Annotated in this window: 21 protein-coding genes and 1 tRNA gene; 12 read left to right on the top strand and 10 right to left on the bottom strand. The window is 68.7% G+C overall.

Annotation, left to right across the window (positions count from 1 at the left end; translation table 11 throughout):
• The first annotated feature begins 34 nt into the window (after positions 1–34).
• The 8 genes from MAA8898_RS15755 (at position 35) to MAA8898_RS26295 (ending at position 8,877) form a co-directional block, all read left to right on the top strand.
• Complete coding sequence (locus tag MAA8898_RS15755; protein ID WP_094021982.1) at positions 35–1,243, top strand: deoxyguanosinetriphosphate triphosphohydrolase; 1,209 nt, start codon at positions 35–37, stop codon at positions 1,241–1,243.
• A gap of 163 nt (positions 1,244–1,406) precedes the next feature.
• A complete protein-coding gene (locus tag MAA8898_RS15750) occupies positions 1,407–3,254 on the top strand; it encodes a cation:proton antiporter (RefSeq protein WP_094021981.1) in 1,848 nt (615 codons plus the stop codon).
• Between the two features lie 75 nt (positions 3,255–3,329).
• Positions 3,330–5,072 carry an arginine--tRNA ligase gene (gene argS, locus MAA8898_RS15745; protein ID WP_094021980.1) on the top strand — a complete coding sequence of 581 codons (1,743 nt, stop codon included), beginning with the start codon at positions 3,330–3,332 and terminating at the stop codon, positions 5,070–5,072.
• Positions 5,073–5,155: 83 nt separating this feature from the next.
• Positions 5,156–6,157, top strand: a complete 1,002-nt coding sequence (locus tag MAA8898_RS15740; RefSeq protein WP_094021979.1) for an SPOR domain-containing protein — start codon at positions 5,156–5,158, stop codon at positions 6,155–6,157.
• Positions 6,154–7,164, top strand: coding sequence for a glycoside hydrolase family 3 N-terminal domain-containing protein (locus tag MAA8898_RS15735; RefSeq protein ID WP_094021978.1), 1,011 nt, complete (start codon positions 6,154–6,156; stop codon positions 7,162–7,164). Before MAA8898_RS15740 ends, MAA8898_RS15735 begins: the two co-directional genes overlap by 4 nt.
• 20 nt (positions 7,165–7,184) lie before the next feature.
• On the top strand, positions 7,185–7,958 hold the full coding sequence (locus MAA8898_RS15730; protein WP_094022002.1) for a segregation and condensation protein A: 774 nt from the start codon (positions 7,185–7,187) through the stop codon (positions 7,956–7,958).
• The gene (gene scpB, locus MAA8898_RS15725) at positions 7,951–8,640 is read left to right on the top strand and encodes an SMC-Scp complex subunit ScpB (protein WP_094021977.1); all 690 of its coding nucleotides are present in this window, start codon (positions 7,951–7,953) and stop codon (positions 8,638–8,640) included. Before MAA8898_RS15730 ends, scpB begins: the two co-directional genes overlap by 8 nt.
• Before the next feature lie 63 nt (positions 8,641–8,703).
• On the top strand, positions 8,704–8,877 hold the full coding sequence (locus MAA8898_RS26295) for a hypothetical protein (RefSeq protein WP_176445186.1): 174 nt from the start codon (positions 8,704–8,706) through the stop codon (positions 8,875–8,877).
• Positions 8,878–9,027: 150 nt separating this feature from the next.
• Here MAA8898_RS26295 and MAA8898_RS15720 read toward each other — a convergent pair whose 3' ends face one another.
• The 9 genes from MAA8898_RS15720 to MAA8898_RS15680 all read right to left on the bottom strand — a co-directional run bounded on the left by MAA8898_RS15720 (position 9,028) and on the right by MAA8898_RS15680 (position 16,088).
• Entirely contained in the window at positions 9,028–10,107 is a 1,080-nt protein-coding gene (locus MAA8898_RS15720) for a 2'-deoxycytidine 5'-triphosphate deaminase (RefSeq protein WP_094021976.1), read from the bottom strand.
• Between the two features lie 568 nt (positions 10,108–10,675).
• Positions 10,676–10,990: a hypothetical protein gene (locus MAA8898_RS15715; protein WP_141194873.1), complete on the bottom strand. Its 315-nt coding sequence runs from the start codon at positions 10,988–10,990 to the stop codon at positions 10,676–10,678.
• Between the two features lie 323 nt (positions 10,991–11,313).
• Positions 11,314–11,390 (bottom strand) — tRNA-Pro (locus MAA8898_RS15710).
• A 66-nt stretch (positions 11,391–11,456) separates the two neighbouring features.
• Positions 11,457–12,596, bottom strand: a complete 1,140-nt coding sequence (locus MAA8898_RS25840; protein WP_141194872.1) for a MerR family transcriptional regulator — start codon at positions 12,594–12,596, stop codon at positions 11,457–11,459.
• Between the two features lie 10 nt (positions 12,597–12,606).
• Complete coding sequence (gene ihfA, locus MAA8898_RS15700; protein WP_094021974.1) at positions 12,607–12,909, bottom strand: integration host factor subunit alpha; 303 nt, start codon at positions 12,907–12,909, stop codon at positions 12,607–12,609.
• Positions 12,910–13,060: 151 nt separating this feature from the next.
• A complete protein-coding gene (locus MAA8898_RS15695) occupies positions 13,061–14,032 on the bottom strand; it encodes a beta-ketoacyl-ACP synthase III (RefSeq protein ID WP_094021973.1) in 972 nt (323 codons plus the stop codon).
• Positions 14,029–15,129, bottom strand: a complete 1,101-nt coding sequence (gene plsX / locus MAA8898_RS15690; protein ID WP_094021972.1) for a phosphate acyltransferase PlsX — start codon at positions 15,127–15,129, stop codon at positions 14,029–14,031. Before plsX ends, MAA8898_RS15695 begins: the two co-directional genes overlap by 4 nt.
• A 23-nt stretch (positions 15,130–15,152) precedes the next feature.
• A complete protein-coding gene (gene rpmF, locus MAA8898_RS15685; RefSeq protein WP_094021971.1) occupies positions 15,153–15,359 on the bottom strand; it encodes a 50S ribosomal protein L32 in 207 nt (68 codons plus the stop codon).
• Positions 15,360–15,509: 150 nt separating this feature from the next.
• Positions 15,510–16,088: a YceD family protein gene (locus MAA8898_RS15680; protein WP_094021970.1), complete on the bottom strand. Its 579-nt coding sequence runs from the start codon at positions 16,086–16,088 to the stop codon at positions 15,510–15,512.
• An 89-nt stretch (positions 16,089–16,177) separates the two neighbouring features.
• On the opposite strand from MAA8898_RS15680, the gene MAA8898_RS15675 reads away from it, so the two are divergent.
• From MAA8898_RS15675 to MAA8898_RS15665, 3 genes are all read left to right on the top strand, one after another.
• On the top strand, positions 16,178–16,636 hold the full coding sequence (locus tag MAA8898_RS15675) for an outer membrane protein assembly factor BamE (RefSeq protein WP_245853434.1): 459 nt from the start codon (positions 16,178–16,180) through the stop codon (positions 16,634–16,636).
• A 112-nt stretch (positions 16,637–16,748) separates the two neighbouring features.
• Positions 16,749–17,486: a GNAT family N-acetyltransferase gene (locus tag MAA8898_RS15670; protein ID WP_094021969.1), complete on the top strand. Its 738-nt coding sequence runs from the start codon at positions 16,749–16,751 to the stop codon at positions 17,484–17,486.
• 103 nt (positions 17,487–17,589) lie between these two features.
• Complete coding sequence (locus MAA8898_RS15665; protein ID WP_094021968.1) at positions 17,590–19,410, top strand: ABC-F family ATP-binding cassette domain-containing protein; 1,821 nt, start codon at positions 17,590–17,592, stop codon at positions 19,408–19,410.
• Here MAA8898_RS15665 and MAA8898_RS15660 read toward each other — a convergent pair.
• Positions 19,407–20,486, bottom strand: coding sequence for an AbrB family transcriptional regulator (locus MAA8898_RS15660; protein ID WP_094021967.1), 1,080 nt, complete (start codon positions 20,484–20,486; stop codon positions 19,407–19,409). The two genes, MAA8898_RS15665 and MAA8898_RS15660, sit on opposite strands and share 4 nt — an antisense overlap.
• Positions 20,487–20,568: 82 nt before the next feature.
• Between MAA8898_RS15660 and MAA8898_RS15655 the strand changes: the two genes are divergently transcribed.
• Positions 20,569–21,681: an acetoin utilization protein AcuC gene (locus MAA8898_RS15655; RefSeq protein WP_094021966.1), complete on the top strand. Its 1,113-nt coding sequence runs from the start codon at positions 20,569–20,571 to the stop codon at positions 21,679–21,681.
• Positions 21,682–21,685 lie beyond the last annotated feature (4 nt).

Below are 21,685 nucleotides of genomic sequence, written 5' to 3'. Positions count from 1 at the left end.
AGGCGCGTGGGACAGATCATTCGGGACAGGACAGATGCGCGCCAGCCCAGCCTGCACGCCCGCCAGCACGCGCGGACGCCGCTTTGCCGAGGAGGAGAGCGCCTTTCGCTCGTGCTATCAGCGTGACCGCGACCGGATCATCCATTGCTCGGCCTTTCGCCGGCTCAAGCACAAGACGCAGGTCTTTGTCGAGCACGAGGGCGATTTCTACCGCACGCGGCTGACCCATTCCATCGAGGTGGCGCAGGTGGCGCGCACCATCGCCAATGCGCTGGGCCTGAACTGCGACCTGACCGAAGCGGTCGCGCTGGCGCATGACCTGGGCCACACGCCCTTTGGCCATACCGGCGAGGACGCGCTGCACGCGCTGATGGCGCCCTACGGCGGTTTTGACCACAATGCCCAGACCCTGCGCATCGTCACCCGGCTGGAACGGCACTACGCCGACTTCGACGGGCTGAACCTGACCTGGGACACGCTGGAGGGCATCGCCAAGCACAACGGTCCGGTGGCCCAGCTGGGGCCGGACGGGCAACTGATCGGCGCGGTGCCGCACGCGCTGGCCGAGTACAACGCCGGGCACGACCTGGAACTGCACACCCATGCCAGCGCCGAGGCGCAGGTGGCGGCGCTGTCGGACGATGTCGCCTACAACAACCATGACCTGCACGACGGGTTGCGCGCGGGCCTATTCACCGAGGAAGAGATCTCGCCGCTGCCCATCGTGCGCGACGCCTATGCCGAGGTTGACCGCAAGTACCCGGGTCTCGACCCCTACCGCCGCCGGCACGAGGCGCTGCGGCGCGTGTTCGGCGCGATGGTGGCGGACCTGATCGACACCTCGCGCGCGCGCATCGCCGGGTCGGGCGCCGAGACGGCGCAGGAGATCCGCGACCTTGGCCGCCCGGTGATCGCCTTTTCCGATTCGCTCTGGGCCGACCTGCGGCAGATCCGGGCCTTTCTGTTTGCCAACATGTACCGCGCGCCGCGGGTCATGGCGCAGCGGGCACGGGTGACAGAGGCGGTGAATGAACTGTTCCCGATCTACATGGGGGATCCCGGACTGCTGCCGGAACGCTGGCAGGGCGACATCGCGCAGGCAGGGAGCGAGACGGTGCTGGCGCGGCTGGTGGCGGATTACATCGCCGGGATGACGGACCGCTTTGCCTTGCAGCAACACGCGCGGCTGACCGGGCGCGACGTGTTCGAGGACCTCTGGCCGGGCGACGAGACAGGCGGCTGAGAGGGGGCGCTGCCCCCTCGCCCCGGACGGGGTCCGGGGCTCACCCTCGGAGGTATTTTGCCAGAGAAGAAGCCCGGGGCGGGGGTGACGCAGGCGCATGGTTGCGGTTTCCGCGGGGGCTGCCATAGGGTGGCGCGAGGCAGGCGGGCAGGGAGCGCGGAACATGGCAGTGGCGGACACCGGGGGGCTGGAGACAGTCCTGGCCCTGGGGTTGGTCGGGGCGCTGGGCGTCGGCAGCCAGTGGCTGGCCTGGCGGCTGCGGCTGCCGGCCATCGTGCTGATGCTGGCGGCAGGGCTGATCATCGGCCCGGTCACCGGCGTGCTGGACCCGGCAGCGCAGTTCGGCGACATGCTGCAACCGATGATCGCCGTCGCCGTGGCGATCATCCTGTTCGAGGGCGGTCTCACGCTGGACCTGCACAGCCTGTCGGACGCGGCCAAGGGCGTGCGGCGGCTGGTGCTGATCGGCGCGCCGCTGGGCTGGCTGGCCTCGACCGGGGCGCTGCATTACGTGGCCGGGCTGAGCTGGGAGGCCTCGGCGGTGTTCGGCGGCATCATGATCGTCACCGGGCCGACAGTGATCGCGCCGCTGCTGCGGCAGGCGCGGTTGCGCCGCCGTCCCGCCGCCCTGCTGCACTGGGAGGCGATCGTCAACGATCCCGTAGGCGCGCTGGCGGCGGTGCTGGCCTTCGAGGTGGTGCTGGTGTTGCAGACCGCGACCGGCGCGGGCGAGGCGGTGGCCGACCTGGCGCTGGGCATCACGGTGGCCAGCGCGCTGGGCCTGGCGGCGGGCTGGAGCGTGGTCAAGGCGTTCCGCGAGGCCTGGGTGCCGGAATACATGAAGGTGCCGGTGCTGTTCGTGGTCCTGCTGGGCGTCTTTGCGGTGGCCGACCACGTGCTGCACGAATCCGGCCTGCTGGCGGTGACCATCATGGGGCTGTGGATCGCCAATGCGCGGCTGCCCAGCTTTGCCGAGATCTACCGTTTCAAGGAACACGCCACGGTGCTGCTGGTGTCGGGCGTGTTCATCCTGCTGGCGGCCGGCATGAGTTTCGAGCGGCTGGCGGTGTTGGACTGGCGCGCCGGGGCGTTTGTCCTGGCGGTGATCCTGGTGGCGCGGCCCCTGCCGGTGCTGGCCGCGCTGGCCTTTACCAACGTCGAATGGCGCGAACGGCTGCTGGTGGCCTTTACCGGGCCGCGCGGCGTGGTGCTGGTGGCGGTGGCGGGGCTGTTCGGCGAGCGGCTGGTGGCGCTGGGGATTGCGGACGCGGACCGTGTCGCGCCGCTGGCCTTTGCGCTGGTGGCGGCGACGGTGGTGCTGCACGGCTTTACCCTGGCGCCGATGGCGCGGCTGCTGGGGCTGACCGCCTCGCGGCTGCCGGGGGTGATCATCATGGGCGGGTCGAAATGGGCGGTGGACCTGGGCGCGGCCTTCAAGAAGATGGAGGTGCCTGTCATCATCGCCGACCCCAACAACTCGCACCTGCGCAGCGCGCGCGAGGCCGGGCTGACCACCTTCTACGGCGACATCCTGTCCGAGGTGGCCGAGGAACGGGTGGAGTTCGTGGCCTATGAAAAGCTGATCTGCGCCAGCGACAACGACGCCTACAACACCCTGGCCGCGACCGACCTCGCGCCGGAATTCGGCCGCGAGAACATCTTTCAGCTCAAGCGCGTGCGCGATGCCTCCAGCCGTCATGCCCTGCCGGCCACGCTGGGCGGGCGTGCCTTTGGCCCGGACGAGACGTTTTTCGAGGCCAATGCCGCGTTGTCCGGCGGTTGCGAATTCCGCGTCACCCGGCTGACCGAGGAATTCACCCTGGAAGACTGGCGCGCGGCGCAGCCCGATGCGGTGGTCATGGCCGAGCTTGGCCCCAACGGCACGCTGCGCCTGCTGGGTCCCAAGGATGCTCCGGGCGGCAAGCCGGGCGCGCGGCTCTTGGCGCGAATGCCGCAGCGGGCGGAACGGCAGGCCGGCGGACCGCCGGCGGAGGGCGACGCGCCGGCCTGACCCAGGGGCCGGGCCGCAGGGCATTTGACCCTGCGGGTCAAAGTGGTACAGACCAGCCAAGTCTGGAGCCCTGACATGAACCTGTTTTCCGATATCCGCACGCTCGTCCTGGAGAGCATCGCCGCCTTGCAGGCCGAAGGCACGCTGCCCGCGGACCTGAACACCGATCCCGTCACCACCGAACCGCCGCGCGACCCGCTGCACGGCGACATGGCGACCAATGCCGCCATGGTGCTGGCCAAGCCCGCCGGGGCCAAGCCGCGCGACATCGCCGAGGCGCTGGCCGGCAAGCTGCGCGCCGATCCGCGCATCGCCAGCGCCGAACCGGCGGGGCCGGGATTCCTGAACCTGCGGCTTTCGGCATCGGTCTGGCAGGGGTTGCCGAAGACGATCCTGACGGCGGGCGCGGCCTATGGCCGGTCGGACCTGGGCAAGGGGCAGAAGGTCAACGTCGAATACGTCTCGGCCAACCCGACCGGGCCCATGCACGTCGGCCACGCGCGCGGCGCCATCGTGGGCGACGCCATGGCCAGCCTGCTGGGCTACGCGGGCTATGACGTCACGCGCGAATACTACATCAACGACGGCGGCGCGCAGGTCGATGTGCTGGCCCGGTCGGTCTACAACCGCTACCTCGAGGCGCATGACCTGACCGTCGACTGGCCCGAGCAGTCCTATCCCGGCGAATACCTGGAGCCGGTGGGTGACGCGCTGAAGGACAAGGTCGGTGACATCTGGCTGGAGGCCGACGAGTCCGAGTGGCTGGAGCCGGTGCGCGAATTCGCCATCGCGCAGATGATGGACATGATCCGCGACGACCTCGCCTCGCTGGGCGTCCGGATGGACCACTTCTTTTCCGAGAAGTCGCTGTATGGCACCGGCAGGATCGAGGCGGCCATCGAGTCGCTGCGCGACAAGGGGCTGATCTATCGCGGCGTGCTGGAGCCGCCCAAGGGCAAGACCCCCGAGGACTGGGAGCCGCGCGAGCAGACGCTGTTCAAATCCACTGCCCACGGCGACGACGTCGACCGCCCGATCATGAAGTCGGACGGCAGCTGGACCTATTTCGCGCCCGACATCGCCTATCACTATGACAAGGTGCAGCGCGGCTATGACCTCTTGATCGACATCTTTGGCGCTGACCACGGCGGTTATGTCAAGCGGATGAAGGCGGCGGTTTCCGCGCTGTCCGATGGCCGCGTGCCGCTGGACATCAAGCTGATCCAGATGGTCAAGCTGTTCAAGAACGGCGAACCCTTCAAGATGTCCAAGCGGGCGGGCACCTTCGTCACCCTGCGCGACCTTGTGGACCTGGTGGGGCCGGACGTGGCGCGCTTTCACATGCTGACCCGCAAGAGCGACGCGGCGCTGGACTTCGACTTTGACAAGGTGGTCGAGCAGTCCAAGGAGAACCCGGTGTTCTACGTGCAATATGCGCACGCGCGGATCTGCTCGGTGCTGCGCAAGGCGGCCGAGGAGGGCGTCGACGTCAGCGACGCGGCGCTGGCCGCGGCGGATCTGTCGTCGATGAGCCACCCGTCCGAGCTGGCGCTGGCGACCAAGCTGGCAGAATGGCCGCGTCTGGTCGAGATCGCCGCCCGCACGCACGAACCGCACCGCATCGCCACCTATCTCTCCGAAGTGGCCGCCGACCTGCACGGACTGTGGAATCGCGGCAACGATCAGCCGGAATTGCGCTTCCTGCAGGGGACTCCTGCCGCAACACAAGCGAAAATCGCGCTGGCGCGCGCCAGCGCGGTTGTGATTTCCGCAGGTCTTGGTATCCTGGGGGTGACCCCGGTGGAAGAAATGCGCTGATCACAGGCGCCGCCGCCGGGTTCTCGAATACGAGCAGCAACGCACTTTGACGGCAACGTACCGTCAGGGGACATGAGGCAGAGATGGCGGATTTCACCTACGAAGGGGCCGGTCAGGCCCCGTCTCCGGTCAGGATGGCCACGGTTGCGAACTGGACCGGGGCGGTCCTGTCGCTGGCGTTGGTCGCCGGGATCGGTGTCTGGAGCTACGGCATCATTTCGCGCGATGTCAGCGGCATTCCCGTCGTGCAGGCGGTGTCCGGCCCGATGCGCGTCGCGCCCGAGGATCCGGGCGGCACGCTGGCCGATCACCAGGGCCTGGCGGTCAACGCCGTGGCCGGGCAGGGGGCTGCGGCCGATCCGGCGGAGCGGCTGGTGCTGGCGCCGGTGCCCGCGGGTCTTCAGGCGGACGACGTGGCGCTGAGCGCGCTGAAAATGATGCAGCCCGCAGCCTTCGATGCGTCCCTGGCGGAAAACGCCGAGGTCGCAGCACTTGTGCCGGAGGGCGATCCGGTGCCGGAATCGGCCGAACCCGCGCTCGAAGGTGCTTTTGCGGCACTTGCCGACGAGATCGCCGCAGCGTCCAAGCCGCTGACCCCGCTGCTGCCCGAGGCCGAGGACGAGATCACCGCCGCGCTGGCCTCCGTGCTGGCCGACGATGCGGGAGAAGAGCCGCTGGCAGAGCCGGAGCCGGTGCGCTACAGCGGGCCGGGTCTCGCGCAGTCGCTGCGCCCCAAGATGCGGCCGGCGGGCTTGTCCGACGGGCCGCGCGCCTCGGCCCGCGATGTCGCCCCGGCGACCCAAGTGACCGAGATCGAACCCGAGACGCTGCCCACCGGCACGCGGCTGGTGCAGATCGGCGCCTTTGACAGCCCCGATGCCGCCCGCGCCGAATGGGTCCGGCTGGAGCAGCGCTTTGGCGAATACCTCGAAGGCAAGGACCGGGTGATCCAGCGCGCGACCTCGGGCGGACGCGTGTTCTACCGCCTCCGCGCGCACGGCTTTGGTGACCTGTCCGACGCGCGCCGTTTCTGCGCCGCCTTTGTCGCGCAGAACGTGGACTGCATCCCGGTGGTGACGCGGTGAGCCGCTTCGGCGCGGTCATCTTCGGCTGCGCCGGCACCGCCCTCTCGGAGTCGGAAAGAACTCTCTATGCCGAGAGCAAGCCGTTCGGCTTCATCCTGTTCAACCGCAACCTGCAGGACGCCGACCAGATCCGCGCCCTATGCGCCGATCTGCGCGCGGCGGCCGGGCACGACGCGCCGATCTTCATCGACCAGGAGGGCGGCCGCGTCCAGCGCCTGCGCCCGCCGCTGGCGCGCAGCTGGCGCCCGCCGCTGGAGGATGCGACCGGTCCGGGGGCGGAGCGCGCCTTTTACCTGCGCGCCCGGATCATCGCCCATGAACTGCGCGCGCTGGGTATCGACGGCAACTGCATCCCGACGCTGGACATCGCCCGCCCGGACACCCACGCCGTGCTGCGCAACCGCTGCTACGGCAGCGACGTCGACACCGTGGTGCGCCATGGCCGCGCCGTGGTGCAGGGCTGCCTGGATGGCGGTGTGCTGCCGGTGATGAAACACATGCCCGGGCACGGGCTGGGCACGCTGGACAGCCATCTTGACCTGCCCCGGGTGAACGCCCCGCGTGACCTGCTCGACACACAGGATTTCGCCGTCTTCGCACGCTTTGCCGACCTGCCGCTGGGCATGTCCGCCCACCTGGTGTTCGAGGCGATCGACCCGCGCCCGGCCACCGTCTCGCCGGTGATGGTTGACATCCTCCGCCGCCAGATCGGCTTTGGCGGGCTGTTGATGACTGACGACATCTCGATGCAGGCGCTGTCCGGCACGGTTGCCGAACGGGCAGCGGCGGCGCGCGCCGCGGGATGTGACGTGGTGTTGCACTGCAACGGCGACCTCGCCGAGATGCGCGCCATCGCCCGGGCCGTGGGCCCGATGGACGCCGAGGGCCAGCGCCGGGCCGATAATGCCCTGGCCGCCCGCCGTACGCCTGCGCCGGTTGACATCGCGGCGCTTGCGGCTGAGGCTGCGGGCCTGACCCTTCCGGACACGCCGCCCGAGCGCGCATGAACGACCCCGACAGCCCAGACATGATGACCCTCTCCGTCACCGACCGTCTCGCCGCCGAGGCGCTGGTGGTGGACGTGGACGGATTCGAAGGGCCGCTGGACCTGCTGCTGAACATGGCGCGCACGCAGAAGGTGGACCTGCGCAAGATCTCGATCCTGCACCTGGCGCAGCAGTACCTGAAGTTCGTCGAGCAGGCCAAGGCGCTGCGCATCGAGCTGGCGGCCGATTACCTGGTGATGGCGGCCTGGCTGGCCTACCTGAAATCGCGCCTGCTGCTGCCGCCCGACCCGTCCGAGGACGGTCCCTCGGGCGAGGACCTGGCCGCGCACCTGGCGTTCCAGCTGGAGCGCCTTCAGGCGATGCGCGATGCTGCGGCCCGGCTGATGGGACGTGACCAGCTGGGGCGGGATTTCTTTGCCCGCGGCCTGCCGGAAGCCATGGAACAGGTGCGCCGGGTGAAATACACCGCGACCTTGCTGGACCTGATGCAGGGCTACGCGCGCATCCGCACCCGCGACGAATTCCGCCCCTTCGTGCTGGACCGCGACCGGGTGTTCACGATGGAACAGGCGCTGGAACGGATGCGCGGCATGTTGGGCTTTGCCGGCCAGTGGACGGATATCCAGAGCTACCTGCCGGACGGCTGGGGCGAGGACCCGGTGATGTGGCGCTCGGCCACGGCGGCGACCTTTGCCGCCTCGCTGGAACTGGTGAAAGAGGGCAAGGCGGAATTGAAACAGTCCGGGACGTTCGCGCCGATCCTGATGCGGCGCAAGGAGAAACGCGATGACTGACGCGCCCGACACGCCCGAAGGCGACGAGGTCGAGACCACCCCGCGCGACAGCCTGTTCGAGGCCCCGGTCATGGGTGAGCAGGAGCGCATGGTCGAGGCGATCCTGTTTGCCTCGACCGAGCCGGTGACGGTCAAGGACCTCAACGACCGGATGCCGCACGGCTGCGATGCGGCCGAGGCGCTGGTCTACCTGCGCAAACGCTACGAGGGGCGCGGCGTGCAGGTGGTGCGCGTGGGCGATGCCTGGGCGATCCGCACCGCGCCCGACCTCGGCTTTCTGATGCAGCGCGAGACGGTGGAGACGCGCAAGCTGTCGCGCGCCGCGATCGAGACGCTGGCGATCATCGCCTACCACCAGCCGGTGACCCGGGCCGAGATCGAGGAGATTCGCGGCGTGTCGGTGTCACGCGGAACGGTGGACCAGCTGCTCGAGATGGAGTGGATCCGCTTTGGCCGCCGGCGGATGACGCCGGGCCGCCCGGTGACCTTCGTGGTGACGCAGAGCTTTCTGGATCACTTCGGCCTGGAATCGGCGCGCGACCTGCCCGGCCTCGCGGACCTGCGCGCTGCCGGACTGCTGGAAAGCCGCCCCTCACCGCTGGGCGTGCCGCAACCGGGCGAGGGCGATCTCGATGCCGAGGAAGGCGCGGACGAAGGGCAGAGCGAGCTGTTCGAGGACTGAAATCCGCCCGAAATCCGGCACATTCGCAAGGTATCCTTCGTGGAAACACGACAGGAGACGGACATGAACGCGCAACAGATCTTCAACATGATCCTCCGCACCGTGCTGCGGCGGCTGGTCAACAAGGGCATCGACGCCGGCATGTCCCGGACCTTTGGCCGTGGCGCGCAGGGCAAACAGGCAGGCGATGCCATGCAAAAGGCCCGCCGCGCCGCGAGGCAGGCAAGGCGTTTCTGACCGGGCCAGGGGGCGCTGCCCCCTCTGGACCTGCGGTCCATTCACCCCCGGAGGTATTTGGACCAAGAAGAAGCCACGGGGGCGGGTGTTACTTCGACGGTGACCTGCCCTTCTTTTGGCCGACAGGTTCCGTGAGCGCCGCGCTGCCGGTCAGGCACTGCGGAAATGCTTGCTGAGCTTCAGCCCCTGGCCCTGGTAGTTGGACGCGATGCCCGCGCCATAAAGCTGGCGGGGCACCTCGGACATCCGCTCGTAGACCAGCCGGCCGACGATCTGGCCGTGTTCCAGGACAAAGGGCGCTTCGTGGCAGCGCACCTCCAGCACGCCGCGCGCGCCCGCGCCGCCCGCCGCCGCGTGGCCGAATCCCGGATCGAAGAACCCCGCGTAATGCACCCGGAATTCGCCCACCATGGCCAGGTAGGGCGCCATTTCGGCGGCATAGCCGGGCGGGATGTGCACCGCCTCGCGGCTGACGAGGATGTAGAAGGCGCCCGGGTCGAGGATCAGCTGGCCATTGTCCGCGCGCAGCTCGTCCCAGTAGTCTCGCGGGTCGTAGGCGCCGATGCGGTCGAGGTCGATCACCCCGGTGTGCGGACGGGCGCGGTAGCCGACAAGGCCGCCCGCACCGGGCATCAGGTCGACCGAAAAGCCCAACCCCTCGTCGATCACCGCCGGGCCGCCGCCGACCAGCGTGTCAGTCGCGTGCAGGGCGGTCAGTTCGGTGTCAGTCAGGACCGAGCGGCCCTTGCGAAAGCGGATCTGGTTGAGCCGCATCCCCGGGCGCACCAGCACCGAGAAGGAGCGCGGGCAGATCTCGGCGTAGAGCGGCCCGTCGTAGCCCGGCGCGATGCGGTCGAACTCGACCCCGCCGTCGCAGATGACGCGGGTCAACAGGTCCAGCCGCCCGGTCGAGCTCTTGGCGTTGGCGATGGCCTGGATGTCGTCGGGCAGGGCGATGGATTCCATCAGTGGCACGAGGTAGACGCAGCCCTTTTCCAGCACCGCGCCCTGGGCAAGGTCGATGCGGTGCATCTCGAAGTCGGCGATGCGGTCGGCGACGCGGCGCCCCTGTCCGGCCAGGAACGAGGCCCGCACGCGGTAGGCCACCGGACCCAAGCGCAGGTCAAGGCTGGCCGGCTGTACCTGGCCCTCGACAAAGGGCAGGTCGGCGCGGATGGCGCCGCTGGCGATCAGCGCGTCGATCTGTTGGCTGGCAAGCACCCCGGTCATCGCGTTCCCCCGTTTTGCCCGTCTTAGCAAGCACATGCCGCCAAGGGGAGAGTAAAACGCACGGCCCGGCGCTATGAACTGGTCGTCGAGGTGTTGCCGGACGTGCGGCAGGTCCAGGACGGCGTCCTCGGCGGTGTGCTCTGGTGCGTGCCGGTGGCGGTGAGGCAGGAGCATCTCCAGCAGGGCCTCGATTTCCGTCTCGGCGAGGGCGCTCTCAGGACCGCGGTCCCGCGCAACGGTGGCTTCGGGCGGTTGTGAGGGTAACGTTATGGTGGGCAAGGGGGCGATGTGGAGCCAGTCGACCTGCATCGAGGCCTCCCGGCCACGACGCGATACAGCACGTCCAACAGGTGCTGTCCCGGGGTCAGCGCGACGTCGGCCACCCGCGTCTCTTCGGGCACGCCGCCTTGGGTGTCCAGCACCAGCGCGCCATCGACATGGACCCGCGACGACAGGTCCGATGTCAGGCGCAGGGCGTAGATGCCGCCACCGGGCGCGTCGATGGAGCGGTCGGAGCGGATGGCGAAAGCATCGTCAGGTCCGCCGGGTCAGACCGGACCGGAATCGTTCAGGAAATCGGGCGTGACCTTTCTGGCCACGGCGTCGGGCAGCGCGCCGAAATACACCGGTCGAGGCTGGTGATTTCGGGATCGACCACGAAGCAGCGTGCGTCTTGATCTCCGTGATCGTCCGGCAGGTGCAACGGCGGGAGCGGGTGGACCAACACGCCGTAGATCGCCTGGCAAGTGATTATGGCGGCAAGCAAACAGGTCGTGTCGGTGCCATGCGGGGCGGTGTCGACGTAGAAGACCTCGGCCGGCAGCGCGGACAGCGCCCCGGTCATCAGGTCGGAGAGAACCCTGGCGATCGGGATCAGCGTCATCTGCGCCTGCGCCCCGGCGAATCCCCATCGGGGCAGCGGGTTTGGCCAATCGGCGAAGTTGGGCAGGCAGTCTCGTGGACCGGGCAACACGCAACAGGTGACGGGCGCGGCGAACCGAGACTGCTGCAGGCGCCGCACCGGAGACCCGTTGCGCATAGGCAGGTCCTGGAGGCCGTCAAAAGGGCAGGGAGGAGAGGCGCGCGCAAGATGCGTCTGCGGGCGGTGCCAGCATAGATCAAGATAGGCGATCTGGTCGACTGCACCTCTGGCGGGTGGTCGCACAAGTCGATGTATTCAGGGGTATTTATTGGGGTGTTTTGATTTGGTCGGGCTAGCAGGACTCGAACCTGCGACCTTCCGTCCCCCAGACGGACGCGCTACCAGGCTGCGCCATAGCCCGACTTGTCCGGCGTTCTTACGCTATTTTTCGCCAAGAGCAACCCCCCGGGCAGGAAAATTCGGAGGCTCAGTCGAGGGGGGCAGAGAGCCGGTCGCGCAGCGCCTCAAGCGCCGGAAGATGGGCTGCCAGCGCGGTGCGCCGGGGCTCTGACAGGGCGGTGATTGCGGCGATCCGCGTCAGCGCGCCGCTGTCGGGAACCTGCGGCGGACGCGGGGCGGCCCGTGCGGCCGGGCGGGGCGCATCGAAGTCCGGCAGGTCGATCGGTCTGGTCCGGGCGGGCGGCGCGCCCAGCGGCAGTTCGGGGGCTACCGGAACAGCGGCCGGCTCCGGGGTGTCGTGCTCGGCGGCAACCTCGACGGGATCGGCCTCCACCTCCGCTTCCGATGCATCGACAGGGGTGGTTTCCGCCGGCGTTTCGGCGGCGATATCGGGCGCGGGCGCCTCCGGCTCGGGTTCCGCTGTCACGGGCTCGGCTTCCGGCGACTCGGGGGGCGGCTCGGGCAGGTCTGCAGCGGCAAGGGGGGCGTCTTCCTCCGGCGCGGTCTCGACCTGGGGCGCGTCGGGCACGGCCGGGTCTTCAGGCGAGTCGGCCACAGCCTCGGCAGGTACAGCCTCTACCATTGGCGGTTCGACCGCCTCGGGCTCGTCTTCCTGTGGCGCGGGCGCATCGTCCTCCGGGGGCTGGTCCATGGCCTCGGCCGCCTCTTCGGCCGGCGCCATCTGCGCGACGTCTTCGGGATCGTCCTGCATCGCCGCCTCGGCCATCACCGGCTCTGCCGCCTCCGGTTCCGGCTCCGGTTCGAGTTCCGGCTCGGAGCGTTGTGCCACGGCCTGCTGCGGGAACTGGATCAGCGTATCCGTGGCCTCCTCGACGGCAACCTCGGTGTAGGGGGCATCCTCGATCAACTCGCCCGCGTCGCCATCGGCGTCCGCCGACATGCCCGAGAGGGTCGAGACATGGCGCACGCCCTGTTCGCGCAAGACCTTTTGGACGCCCTTGATGGTCATCCCGTCTTCGTGCAGCAACTTCTTGATTCCGGCCAGTAATTCCATGTCTGCCGGACGATAGTAGCGGCGTCCGCCAGCGCGCTTGACGGGCTTTACCTGTGTAAACTTGCTTTCCCAGAAGCGCAGCACATGCGCCGGGGTATCAAGCCACTCTGCCACCTCCGAGATGGTGCGGAACGCGTCGCGGGACTTGGGCATCTGCGGCGCCTCAGCGCTTGTTGCCCGCGGCCACGCGGTCCTTCATCAGGTGCGAGGGGCGGAAGGTCAGGACGCGGCGCGGCTGGATCGGGACTTCCTGCCCCGTCTTGGGGTTGCGCCCGACGCGCGCGGCCTTTTCCCGGACCGAGAAAGTGCCGAAGGACGAGATCTTGACCTGCTCCCCCGAGACCAGCGCATCGGACATGTGCTGCAGCACCGCCTCGACCAGATCGGCGCTCTCGTTGCGCGACAGACCCACTTCGCGAAACACCGCTTCGCTCAAGTCCATCCGCGTCAGGGTCTTGTCCCCCATGGTCGTCCCTCCCGCTGAATTTGGTGGGATTATCGCGAGGAAAAATCACAAGTCAATATCAATGACTTGCAGGCCGCATTTTGCAGATCGTCAAAGGCTGTTTGTGCAACAGGCCGACAGTGACGGGGATTTCCCGCCACAGTCGGCCCGTTTACCAGCGCAGGACCACCGCGCCCCAGGCCAGGCCGCCGCCGATCGCCTCGGTGACGATGACATCGCCCGGCTTGATCTGGCCGCGCGCCTTGCCGACCGACAGCGCCAGGGGAATCGACGCCGCCGAGGTGTTGCCGTGGTCCTGGACGGTCACGATGACGCGTTCCATCGGCAGGCCCAGCTTTTTCGCGGTGCCTGCGATGATGCGGATGTTGGCCTGGTGCGGCACCACCCAGTCGATCTGTTCGGGTGTCATGCCGGCCTTTTCCAGCGCGGTGGTGGCGGTGGCGGCCAGCTTTTCCACGGCGTGGCGAAAGACCTCCTTGCCCTGCATGCGCAGGAACCCGGTGGTCTGGGTGCTGATGCCGCCGTCGACGTAGAGGATGTCGCGGTAGCGCCCGTCGCTGTTGAGATCGGTGGCCAGGATGCCGCGGTCGGCATTGGTGCCGTCACCCTCCTGCGCGCCGAGGATCAGCGCGCCGGCGCCGTCGCCGAACAGCACGCAGGTGCCCCGGTCCGTCCAATCCATGATGCGCGAAAAGGTCTCTGCGCCGATCACCATGACGCGGCGGGCCTGCCCGGCCGTGATCAGCGCGTTGGCGGTGGTCAGAGCATAGATGAACCCGGCGCAGACCGCCTGCACGTCGAAGGCAAAGCCGTGCATCATGCCCAGTTCCGCCTGCACCATCGTCGCGGCGGAAGGAAAGGTCAGGTCCGCGGTCGAGGTGGCAACGATGATCGCGTCGAGGTCATCGACCGCCAGTCCCGCATCCGACAGCGCGGCACGGGCGGCGCGGGTGGCCAGGTCGGAGGTGGTCTGCCCCTCGGCCGCGAAATGCCGCCGTTCGATGCCCGAGCGCGACTTGATCCACTCGTCCGTCGTGTCCAGCGTCTTTTCGAATTCGGCGTTTTCGACGATGCGTTCGGGCAGGTAATGCCCGACACCGATCACGGCGGCGCGTGTGGTCATGGCTGATTGAGGTCCTTTTGTGCGGCGCCATCCTGCGCCCCCTCGGCGGCAGAGGCAACCCGTGCCGCCAGCCGGTCGCCAAAGCCGGACCGCGCCAGTTCGAAGGCCAGCTTGACGGCGGCCGAGACACCCGTGGCGTCGGCAGAGCCGTGCGATTTGACCACCGTGCCGTTCAGTCCGAGGAACACGCCGCCATTCACGCGGCGCGGGTCGATGCGTTTTTTCAGGCGGCTCAGCGAGGTCAGCGCCAGCAGCGAGGCGATGCGCGACAGTGGCGAATAGGCAAAGGCCTCGCGCAGCAGGTCGCCGATCAGCTTGGCGGTGCCTTCGCCGGTCTTGAGCGCGACGTTGCCGGTAAAGCCGTCGGTGACGATCACGTCGCAGGTGTCACCGGGGATGTCGCCGCCTTCGACGAAGCCGACGAACTGGTACTTGCCGGCCACTTCCCGGCTGGCGATCAGGTCGTGCGCTTCCTTGAGCTCGGCGCGTCCCTTGTGCTCTTCGGTGCCGACGTTCAGCAGGCCGACACGGGGGCGCTCCAGCGCCAGCCCGTTGCGGGCATAGGCGGCGCCCATCAGGGCGTATTGCAGCAGGTCCTGGGCATCGGCCTTGATGTCCGCGCCCACGTCGAGCATGACGTTGAACCCCTGCGGGTTGCGCGAGGGCCACAGGATGGCGATGGCGGGACGGTTGACGCCGGGCAGGCGGCGCAGGCGGATCATCGACAGCGCCATCAGCGCGCCGGTGTTGCCGCAGCTGACGGCCACCGTGGCCTCACCCTCGCGCACCGATTCGAGCGCCGACCACATCGAGGTGCCCTTGCCGTGGCGCATGACCTGGCTGGGCTTGTCGTTCATGGTCACGACGCCCTGGGCATCGCGGATCGTGCAGCGGTCCGACAGGCCCTTGCGCCGGGAAACGAGCTTTTCCAGTTCGTCTTGAGGGCCGTGCAGGATGAAGTCGAGTTCGGGATTCTTGCGCGCGGAATACCAGATGCCGGCGACAACCGTCGCCGGCCCCCTGTCGCCGCCCATGGCGTCGACCGAAATCACGATGCGGGACGTGCCTGCGCCGGGGGTTTCCTTGAGAGAAGCCATGGGAGGACGTCCCGGCAGGGTTATCAGGCGGCGTCTTCGTCCAGATCCACGTCGTCGGTCATCGCGACGATTTCACGCTCCGCGTAGTGGCCGCAGGACGGGCAGACATGGTGCGGGCGCTTGAGTTCGCCGCAGTTGTCGCATTCGTTCGGGTTCGCAGCAACCAGGGCGTCGTGCGCACGACGGTTGTTGCGACGCGACTTGGAAACCTTGTTCTGTTGGACAGCCATGTCACAACCTCATCTTGCCTGTGGGGCAGGGATGCTGCCCGTGTTTCGGAAGGCGCGCACCGGATCCGCCGCTGGGCGGGACCGACCTTCGCCTGTCATACTCATGAGGGCGCGAAAATACGCATGGCCGTGGGTTTGGCAAGCGGATTCTCAGTCGTCCTCGCCCCCGTCCTGCATTTTTTGTTTCAGCGCCGCAAGCCCCGCAAACGGCTTGACCTCTTCATCGGTGATCGGGGCGGTGCCGTCCTCGGCAAACTGCGCCGATCCCAGTTCGGCCCCGTCCTTGCGCGGATAGGCCGGCAGCTCCAGCGCCAGCGCCTCGGCCATGACCTCGGCCAGGTCCACCTCGTCGCCCATCGGGTCGACGGTGTCGTTTTCCGGCATCTCGATTTCCGAGCCGGGCTCGGGCGGCTCCATCCGGTCGCTCGGCACGAATTCGCGCACGACCTCGGTGTCGATCCGGGTGGTGACCGGTTCCAGCGTGACGATACAGGCCTGCACGGCCGTCGCGCCCAGCCTGGCCTCCAGCCGCCAGCCGGCCTTGCCGCGCGGCAGCAGCACGCCGTCGAATCGCAGCTTGCGCAGGCTTTCGGCGCCCAGCTCGCGCGCCAGCGCCGCCCGTCCGGCCGCGTCAGGCTCCAGCCGGAACCGCGTGGGGCCGCCCTGGCGCAGGCTGGACCAGCGCAGGCGGGAAGCGGTCAGAGGGCCTTCGGCGGGCGGTGTGGACATCGGATCGGCTTTTCCTGTGCTTGAACGGGGTGCTATGGTTCTGTAAGCGGGATAGGTGGCGGACCGGCCCATGGCAAGAGGGGCATGACATGATCAGGTTTTCGGGTTTGGTAAGGGCGATGGCCCTCGGGCTGATGCTCGCGGTGCTGGGTGCCTGTACGGCGCAGTACCGGGTGCATGGTTACATGCCGTCCGAGTCGGACCTGCAGCAGATCGTTCCCGGCGTCGACACCAAGGCCTCGGTCGAGGACCTGATCGGTGTGCCGGCGGCCTCGGGGGTGCTGAACGACTCGGGGTTCTACTACATCGAATCCGAGGTGCGCAGCTTTGCCTACCAGCGGCCCAAGGTGATCGACCGGACCGTCGTCGCCATCACCTTCGATCAGGCGGGCGTGGTCGACAACGTCGCCACCTACGGGTTGCAGGACGGAAGGGTCATCACGCTGAACCGCCGCGTGACCCAGACCTCGGATGGCGACATCGGCTTCATCCGCAAGCTCTTTGGCAACATCGGCGGGATCAACGCCTCGCAGCTGATCGGCAACTGACGCCCGGTCCGGCACCTTTGCCCGGGGCGCGCGTCATGAGACCGTCACGCCGGGCGAACAAGCCCCGCGCAGGCGCGCGGGGTGAGTCGCGGCGGGGGCAGGAGGACGCGGGATGATCCAGTTGAGCCGCGGGCGCTACCGCGCGCGCCTGGCCGAGGGGGCGCGGGACATCGCCGCCGCGCAACACCTGCGCGGGCGGGCCTTCCAGGGGCGGCAGGTGGCGGACGTGGATGCCTTTGACGCGATCTGCGATCACGTGCTGGTGGAGGATGTCCGCTCGGGCGCGCTGGTGTGCTGTTTCCGCTTTCTGCCGCTGGCCAGCGGTTGCGAGATCGGCCGCAGCTATTCGGCGCAGTACTACGAGCTGACCGCCTTGGAGGCGTTCGAAGGGCCGATGGTCGAACTGGGCCGCTTCTGCATCGATCCCGACCTCGCCGACCCCGATGTGCTGCGCGTCGCCTGGGGGGCGATGACGGCCTACGTGGACGCGCAGGGGGTCGAACTTCTGTTCGGCTGCGCCAGCTTTGCCGGCACCGATGCGCGGGCCTACTACGATGCCTTCGCCATCCTCAAGGCGCGCCACATCGCGCCGCACCGCTGGCTGCCCCGGGTCAAGGCGCCCAACGTGTTCCGCTATGCCCAGCGGCTGCGGCGCACGCCGGACGCGCGCGAGGCGATGCGCCGGATGCCGCCGCTGCTGCGGACCTACCTGATGATGGGCGGTTGGGTCAGCGACCACGCGGTGGTGGACCGGCAGATGAACACGATGCACGTGTTCACCGGGGTCGAGATCGCGGCGATTCCCCCGGCGCGCAAGAAACTGCTGCGCGCCGTGGCAGGCCAGGTGTAGCGGCCGCGCCTGGCGGGCAAATTCCGCTCACGGAATTTGCAAATTTCAGGGGTGAAATTTGCCCGCGCTTGACGGCGCCCGCGCGCTCCCATAGCTGGCGGGCATGGCTGCTGCACCCCTTCTCCAACTGACCGACATTTCGCTGACCTTCGGCGGAAACCCCGTGTTCGACGCCCTGTCGCTGACCGTCCAGCCGGGCGACCGCGTGGCGCTGGTGGGCCGCAACGGCTCGGGCAAGTCGACGCTGATGAAGGTCATGGCCGGCCTGGTCGAGCCGGACCGGGGCGACCGCGTGGTGCCCACCGGCATCTCGGTCGGTTACATGGAGCAGGAGCCGGACCTGGCGGGCTTTGCCACGCTGGGCGACTTCGCCACCTCCGGGCTGAGTGACGCCGAGATGTACCTGGTAGAGCGCGCCTCCGAAGGGCTGAAGTTTGACCCGGCGCGCCCGGTGGCCACCGCCTCCGGCGGCGAGCGGCGCCGCGCGGCGCTGGCCAAGCTGATGGCCGAGGCGCCCGACCTCATGCTGCTGGACGAACCGACCAACCACCTCGACATCGAGGCCATCGGCTGGCTGGAGGAGGAATTGCGCACCACCCGCAAGGCCTTTGTCCTGATCTCGCACGACCGCCGTTTTCTCACCGAACTGTCGCGCGCCACGCTCTGGATCGACCGGGGCGAGGTGCGCCGCCTGGAACAGGGCTTTACGGCGTTCGAGGCCTGGCGCGACAAGACCTGGGACGACGAGGACATGCAGCGCCACAAGCTGGACCGCCGTATCAAGTCCGAGGGCCGCTGGGCCGTCGAGGGCATCAGCGCCCGGCGCAAGCGCAACCAGGGACGCCTGCGCGCGCTGCAGGACATGCGCAAGGACCGCGCCGCGCAGATCCGCCGCCAGGGCACTGCCGCCATGGACCTCGCCTCCGGTCCGAAGTCCGGCAAGAAGGTGATCGAGGCGCAGGGCATGACCCATGCCTTTGGCGACAAGCCCATCGTGAGCAATTTCAGCCTGACCGTGCAGCGCGGCGAGCGCGTGGCCTTTGTCGGCCCGAATGGCGTGGGCAAGACGACGCTGATCCGCATCCTGATGGGCGAGATCGCGCCTGACAGCGGCAGCGTGAAACTGGGCACCAACCTTGTCCCGGCGGTGTTCGACCAGACCCGCGCGCAACTGGACCCCGATGCCACGCTCTGGGACAGCCTGACCAGCGACAGCGACATGCGGGTGTCCGGCCAGTCCGACCAGGTCATGGTGCGCGGCGCCCCGCGCCACGTCGTCGGCTACCTCAAGGATTTCCTGTTTGACGAAAGGCAGGCGCGTGCACCCGTGCGGTCCCTGTCAGGTGGGGAAAAGGCGCGGCTGCTGCTGGCGCGGCTGATGGCGCGCGAATCGAACCTTCTGGTGCTGGACGAACCGACCAACGATCTCGACGTCGAGACGCTGGACCTGTTGCAGGAAATCCTCGACGATTACGACGGCACCGTTCTGCTGATCTCGCACGACCGCGACTTTCTCGACCGCGTCGCCACCACAACCGTCGACATGCCGGGTGGCGGCCGGGCGGTGGTCTATGCCGGGGGCTGGTCCGATACGCAGGCGCAAAAGCGCGAGGCCGAAGGCGTACAGCCGGAGAAGAAGGCCAAACCCGCGTCCACCGCCCAGGCCACCGCCACACCCGCCGCCAAATCCGCCCCGCGCCTCAGTTTCACCGAAAGGTACCGGCTCGAGGAACTGCCCGGGCAGATCGACCGGCTGACCGCCGAGATCGCCAAGCTGGAAGAGTACCTCTCCGCGCCGGATCTGTTCACCAAGGAGCCGCTGAAGTTCCGCAAGGCGACCGAGGCGCTGGTCGAACGCCAGTCCGCGCTGTCCGCGGCCGAAGAGGAATGGCTGCTGCTGATGGAAAAGGCCGAAGACGCCTAGGACCGCCGCAGCCCCATCAGCCGCGCCGCCACGCCCAGCTCCAACACCGTCATCAGGATGCGCGCCACGTGGTGCAGGCTGACCAGCGCCGGGTTCGCCGCGAGGCTCAGCGCCACCACCGACATCTCGGCCACGCCGCCGGGGGCGAAGCTGATGAAGAGGTGCAGCCACTGGATGCCGGTGATCTGGTGCAGCGCCAGCGACATCGCCGCCCCCAGCACCAGCATGTAGCCGACCGAGATCAGCGACAGCGACAGGCAGCGCCGCAGCAGCGCCAGGTTCGCGCCCTTGAAGCGCATCCCCAGGCTGACCCCGATCACCAGTTGCGCCGCGGCGATCAGCCAGACCGGCAGGTGCAGGTCCAGAACGCCGGTGACGGTGGCCAGCGCGGCCAGGATCATCGGCCCGCTCAGCTGCGCCGCCGGCAGCCGCCCGATCCGCCCGCCCCACAGCCCCAGCCCCGCCGCCACGCAGATCAGCACCAGCGTCAGCGGCGTCACCGGCCCCTTGTCCGAGGCAGCACTCAGCCCCGCCGCACTGCCCACCGGCTCGCCCAGCCACAATGACAGGCCCAGCGGCAGCAGGGTGATCACCACGATGATCCGCAGAAACTGCTGCGCGGTCAGGATGCGGGCGTCGGCGCCGGCGCCTTCGCCCATCACGATGCTTTCCATCAGCCCGCCCGGCGTGCCGGAATAGAAGGCGGTGGCGCGGTCATAGCCGCCGATGCGGCGAAAGATCAGCACGTTGCCGGCATGGGCGAGCACGATGAAGACCATCAGTCCGGCCATGGTCCAGACCAGATCTCCCGCCAGCGACAGCAGTTCGGCGGTGACCTGCGTGCCGATCATCACGCCGATCAGCGCGACAAAGGCGGTGCGGAAGGGCATCGGAAATCCGTAGTCGCGCAGGAACGGCGGCGTCCAGCCCAGCACCATCACCGCCGAAGAAACCAGTCCGCCCAGCATCCAGGGCATCGGCAGGTGCAGGTAACTGGCGGCCAGGCCGCCAAGCGCGCCAAAGACCAGCATCAGGGCGGTCTGCCAGACCTGGCGGAACGGGGGCAGGGGCATCATGCGGGGTCAGATCTGGCGCGCGTCACGGCGCACGCCCCGGAATTGTTTACCTTCCCTTGCAAAAGGCTCTACCTCTGGGCGCATGTCCAGCCCTCTTTTCATCGGCTCCCCCATCTATCGCGGTTCGGTCTACGGCGCCCGCCACCCCTTGTCGATCCAGCGGGTCCCGGCGGTGATCGACCTTGCCCGCGCCCTGGGATGGCTGCCGCCCACCCGCTACCGCAGTTCGCCGCGGGCCAAGCCGGGGGCGCTGACGGGCTTTCACACGCCGGACTACATCGCCGCGTTGCAGGCGGCGGAGGCGGCGCAAACGGTACCGGGCGAGGTACGTGCGCGCCACGGCCTGGGCACCTTGTCGAACCCGGTCTTCGCCGAGATGTACCGCCGTCCCGCCACGGCGGCCGGGGGCGGCCTGCTGGCGGCGGAGCTGGTGGCGCGGGGCGGCGTGGTGCACAACCCCGGCGGCGGCCAGCACCACGGGCTGGCGGATCGTGCCGCCGGTTTCTGCTACCTGAACGAGCCGGTGCTGACGATCCGCCGCCTGCTGGAGATGGGGCTAAGCCGGGTCGCCTATGTCGACATCGACGCGCACCACGGTGACGGGGTCGAGCTGGCCTTCCAAGGCAGCGAACGGGTGCGCCTGGTCTCTGTCCACGAGGCGCGGCGCTGGCCGTTCACCGGCGCGCTGGAGGACGACGCGGGCGGCGCGGCCTTCAACCTGCCGGTTGCGCGCGGCTTCAACGATACCGAGTTTGCCTTGGTACTGAACGAGGTGATCCTGCCCGCCGTGGCGGGCTTTCGCCCAGATGCGATCTACCTGCAATGCGGCGCCGATGCGCTGCTGGAGGACCCGCTGGCGCGGCTGTCGCTGTCGAACCGTTGCCATGTCGCGGCGGTCCGCGCCCTGCGCCCGCTGGCGCCCCGGATGATCGTCGCGGGCGGCGGCGGCTACAACCCGTGGAGCGTGGCGCGCTGCTGGACCGCCGTCTGGGGCGCGATCGCCGGGCAGGACGCGCCGGACGACCTGCCGCCCGAGGCAGAGGCGGTGTTGCGCGGCCTGTCCTGGCACCGAAAGGGTCACCCGCAAAAGACGATGTTGACCACGCTGCTGGACGCTCCGCGAGAGGGGGCGGTATCGGCAGACCTCAGGTCCAATGTTGCGCACCTGAAGGCGCGCCTCGGGACGACGGTCTGAGAGG

The organism is Antarctobacter aquimaris (assembly GCF_900184945.1).
In the GTDB taxonomy this organism is placed as follows: domain Bacteria; phylum Pseudomonadota; class Alphaproteobacteria; order Rhodobacterales; family Rhodobacteraceae; genus Maliponia; species Maliponia aquimaris.
The sequence above is the reverse complement of the archived record's forward strand: the minus strand, read 5'-3'. Positions and strand labels throughout refer to the sequence as shown.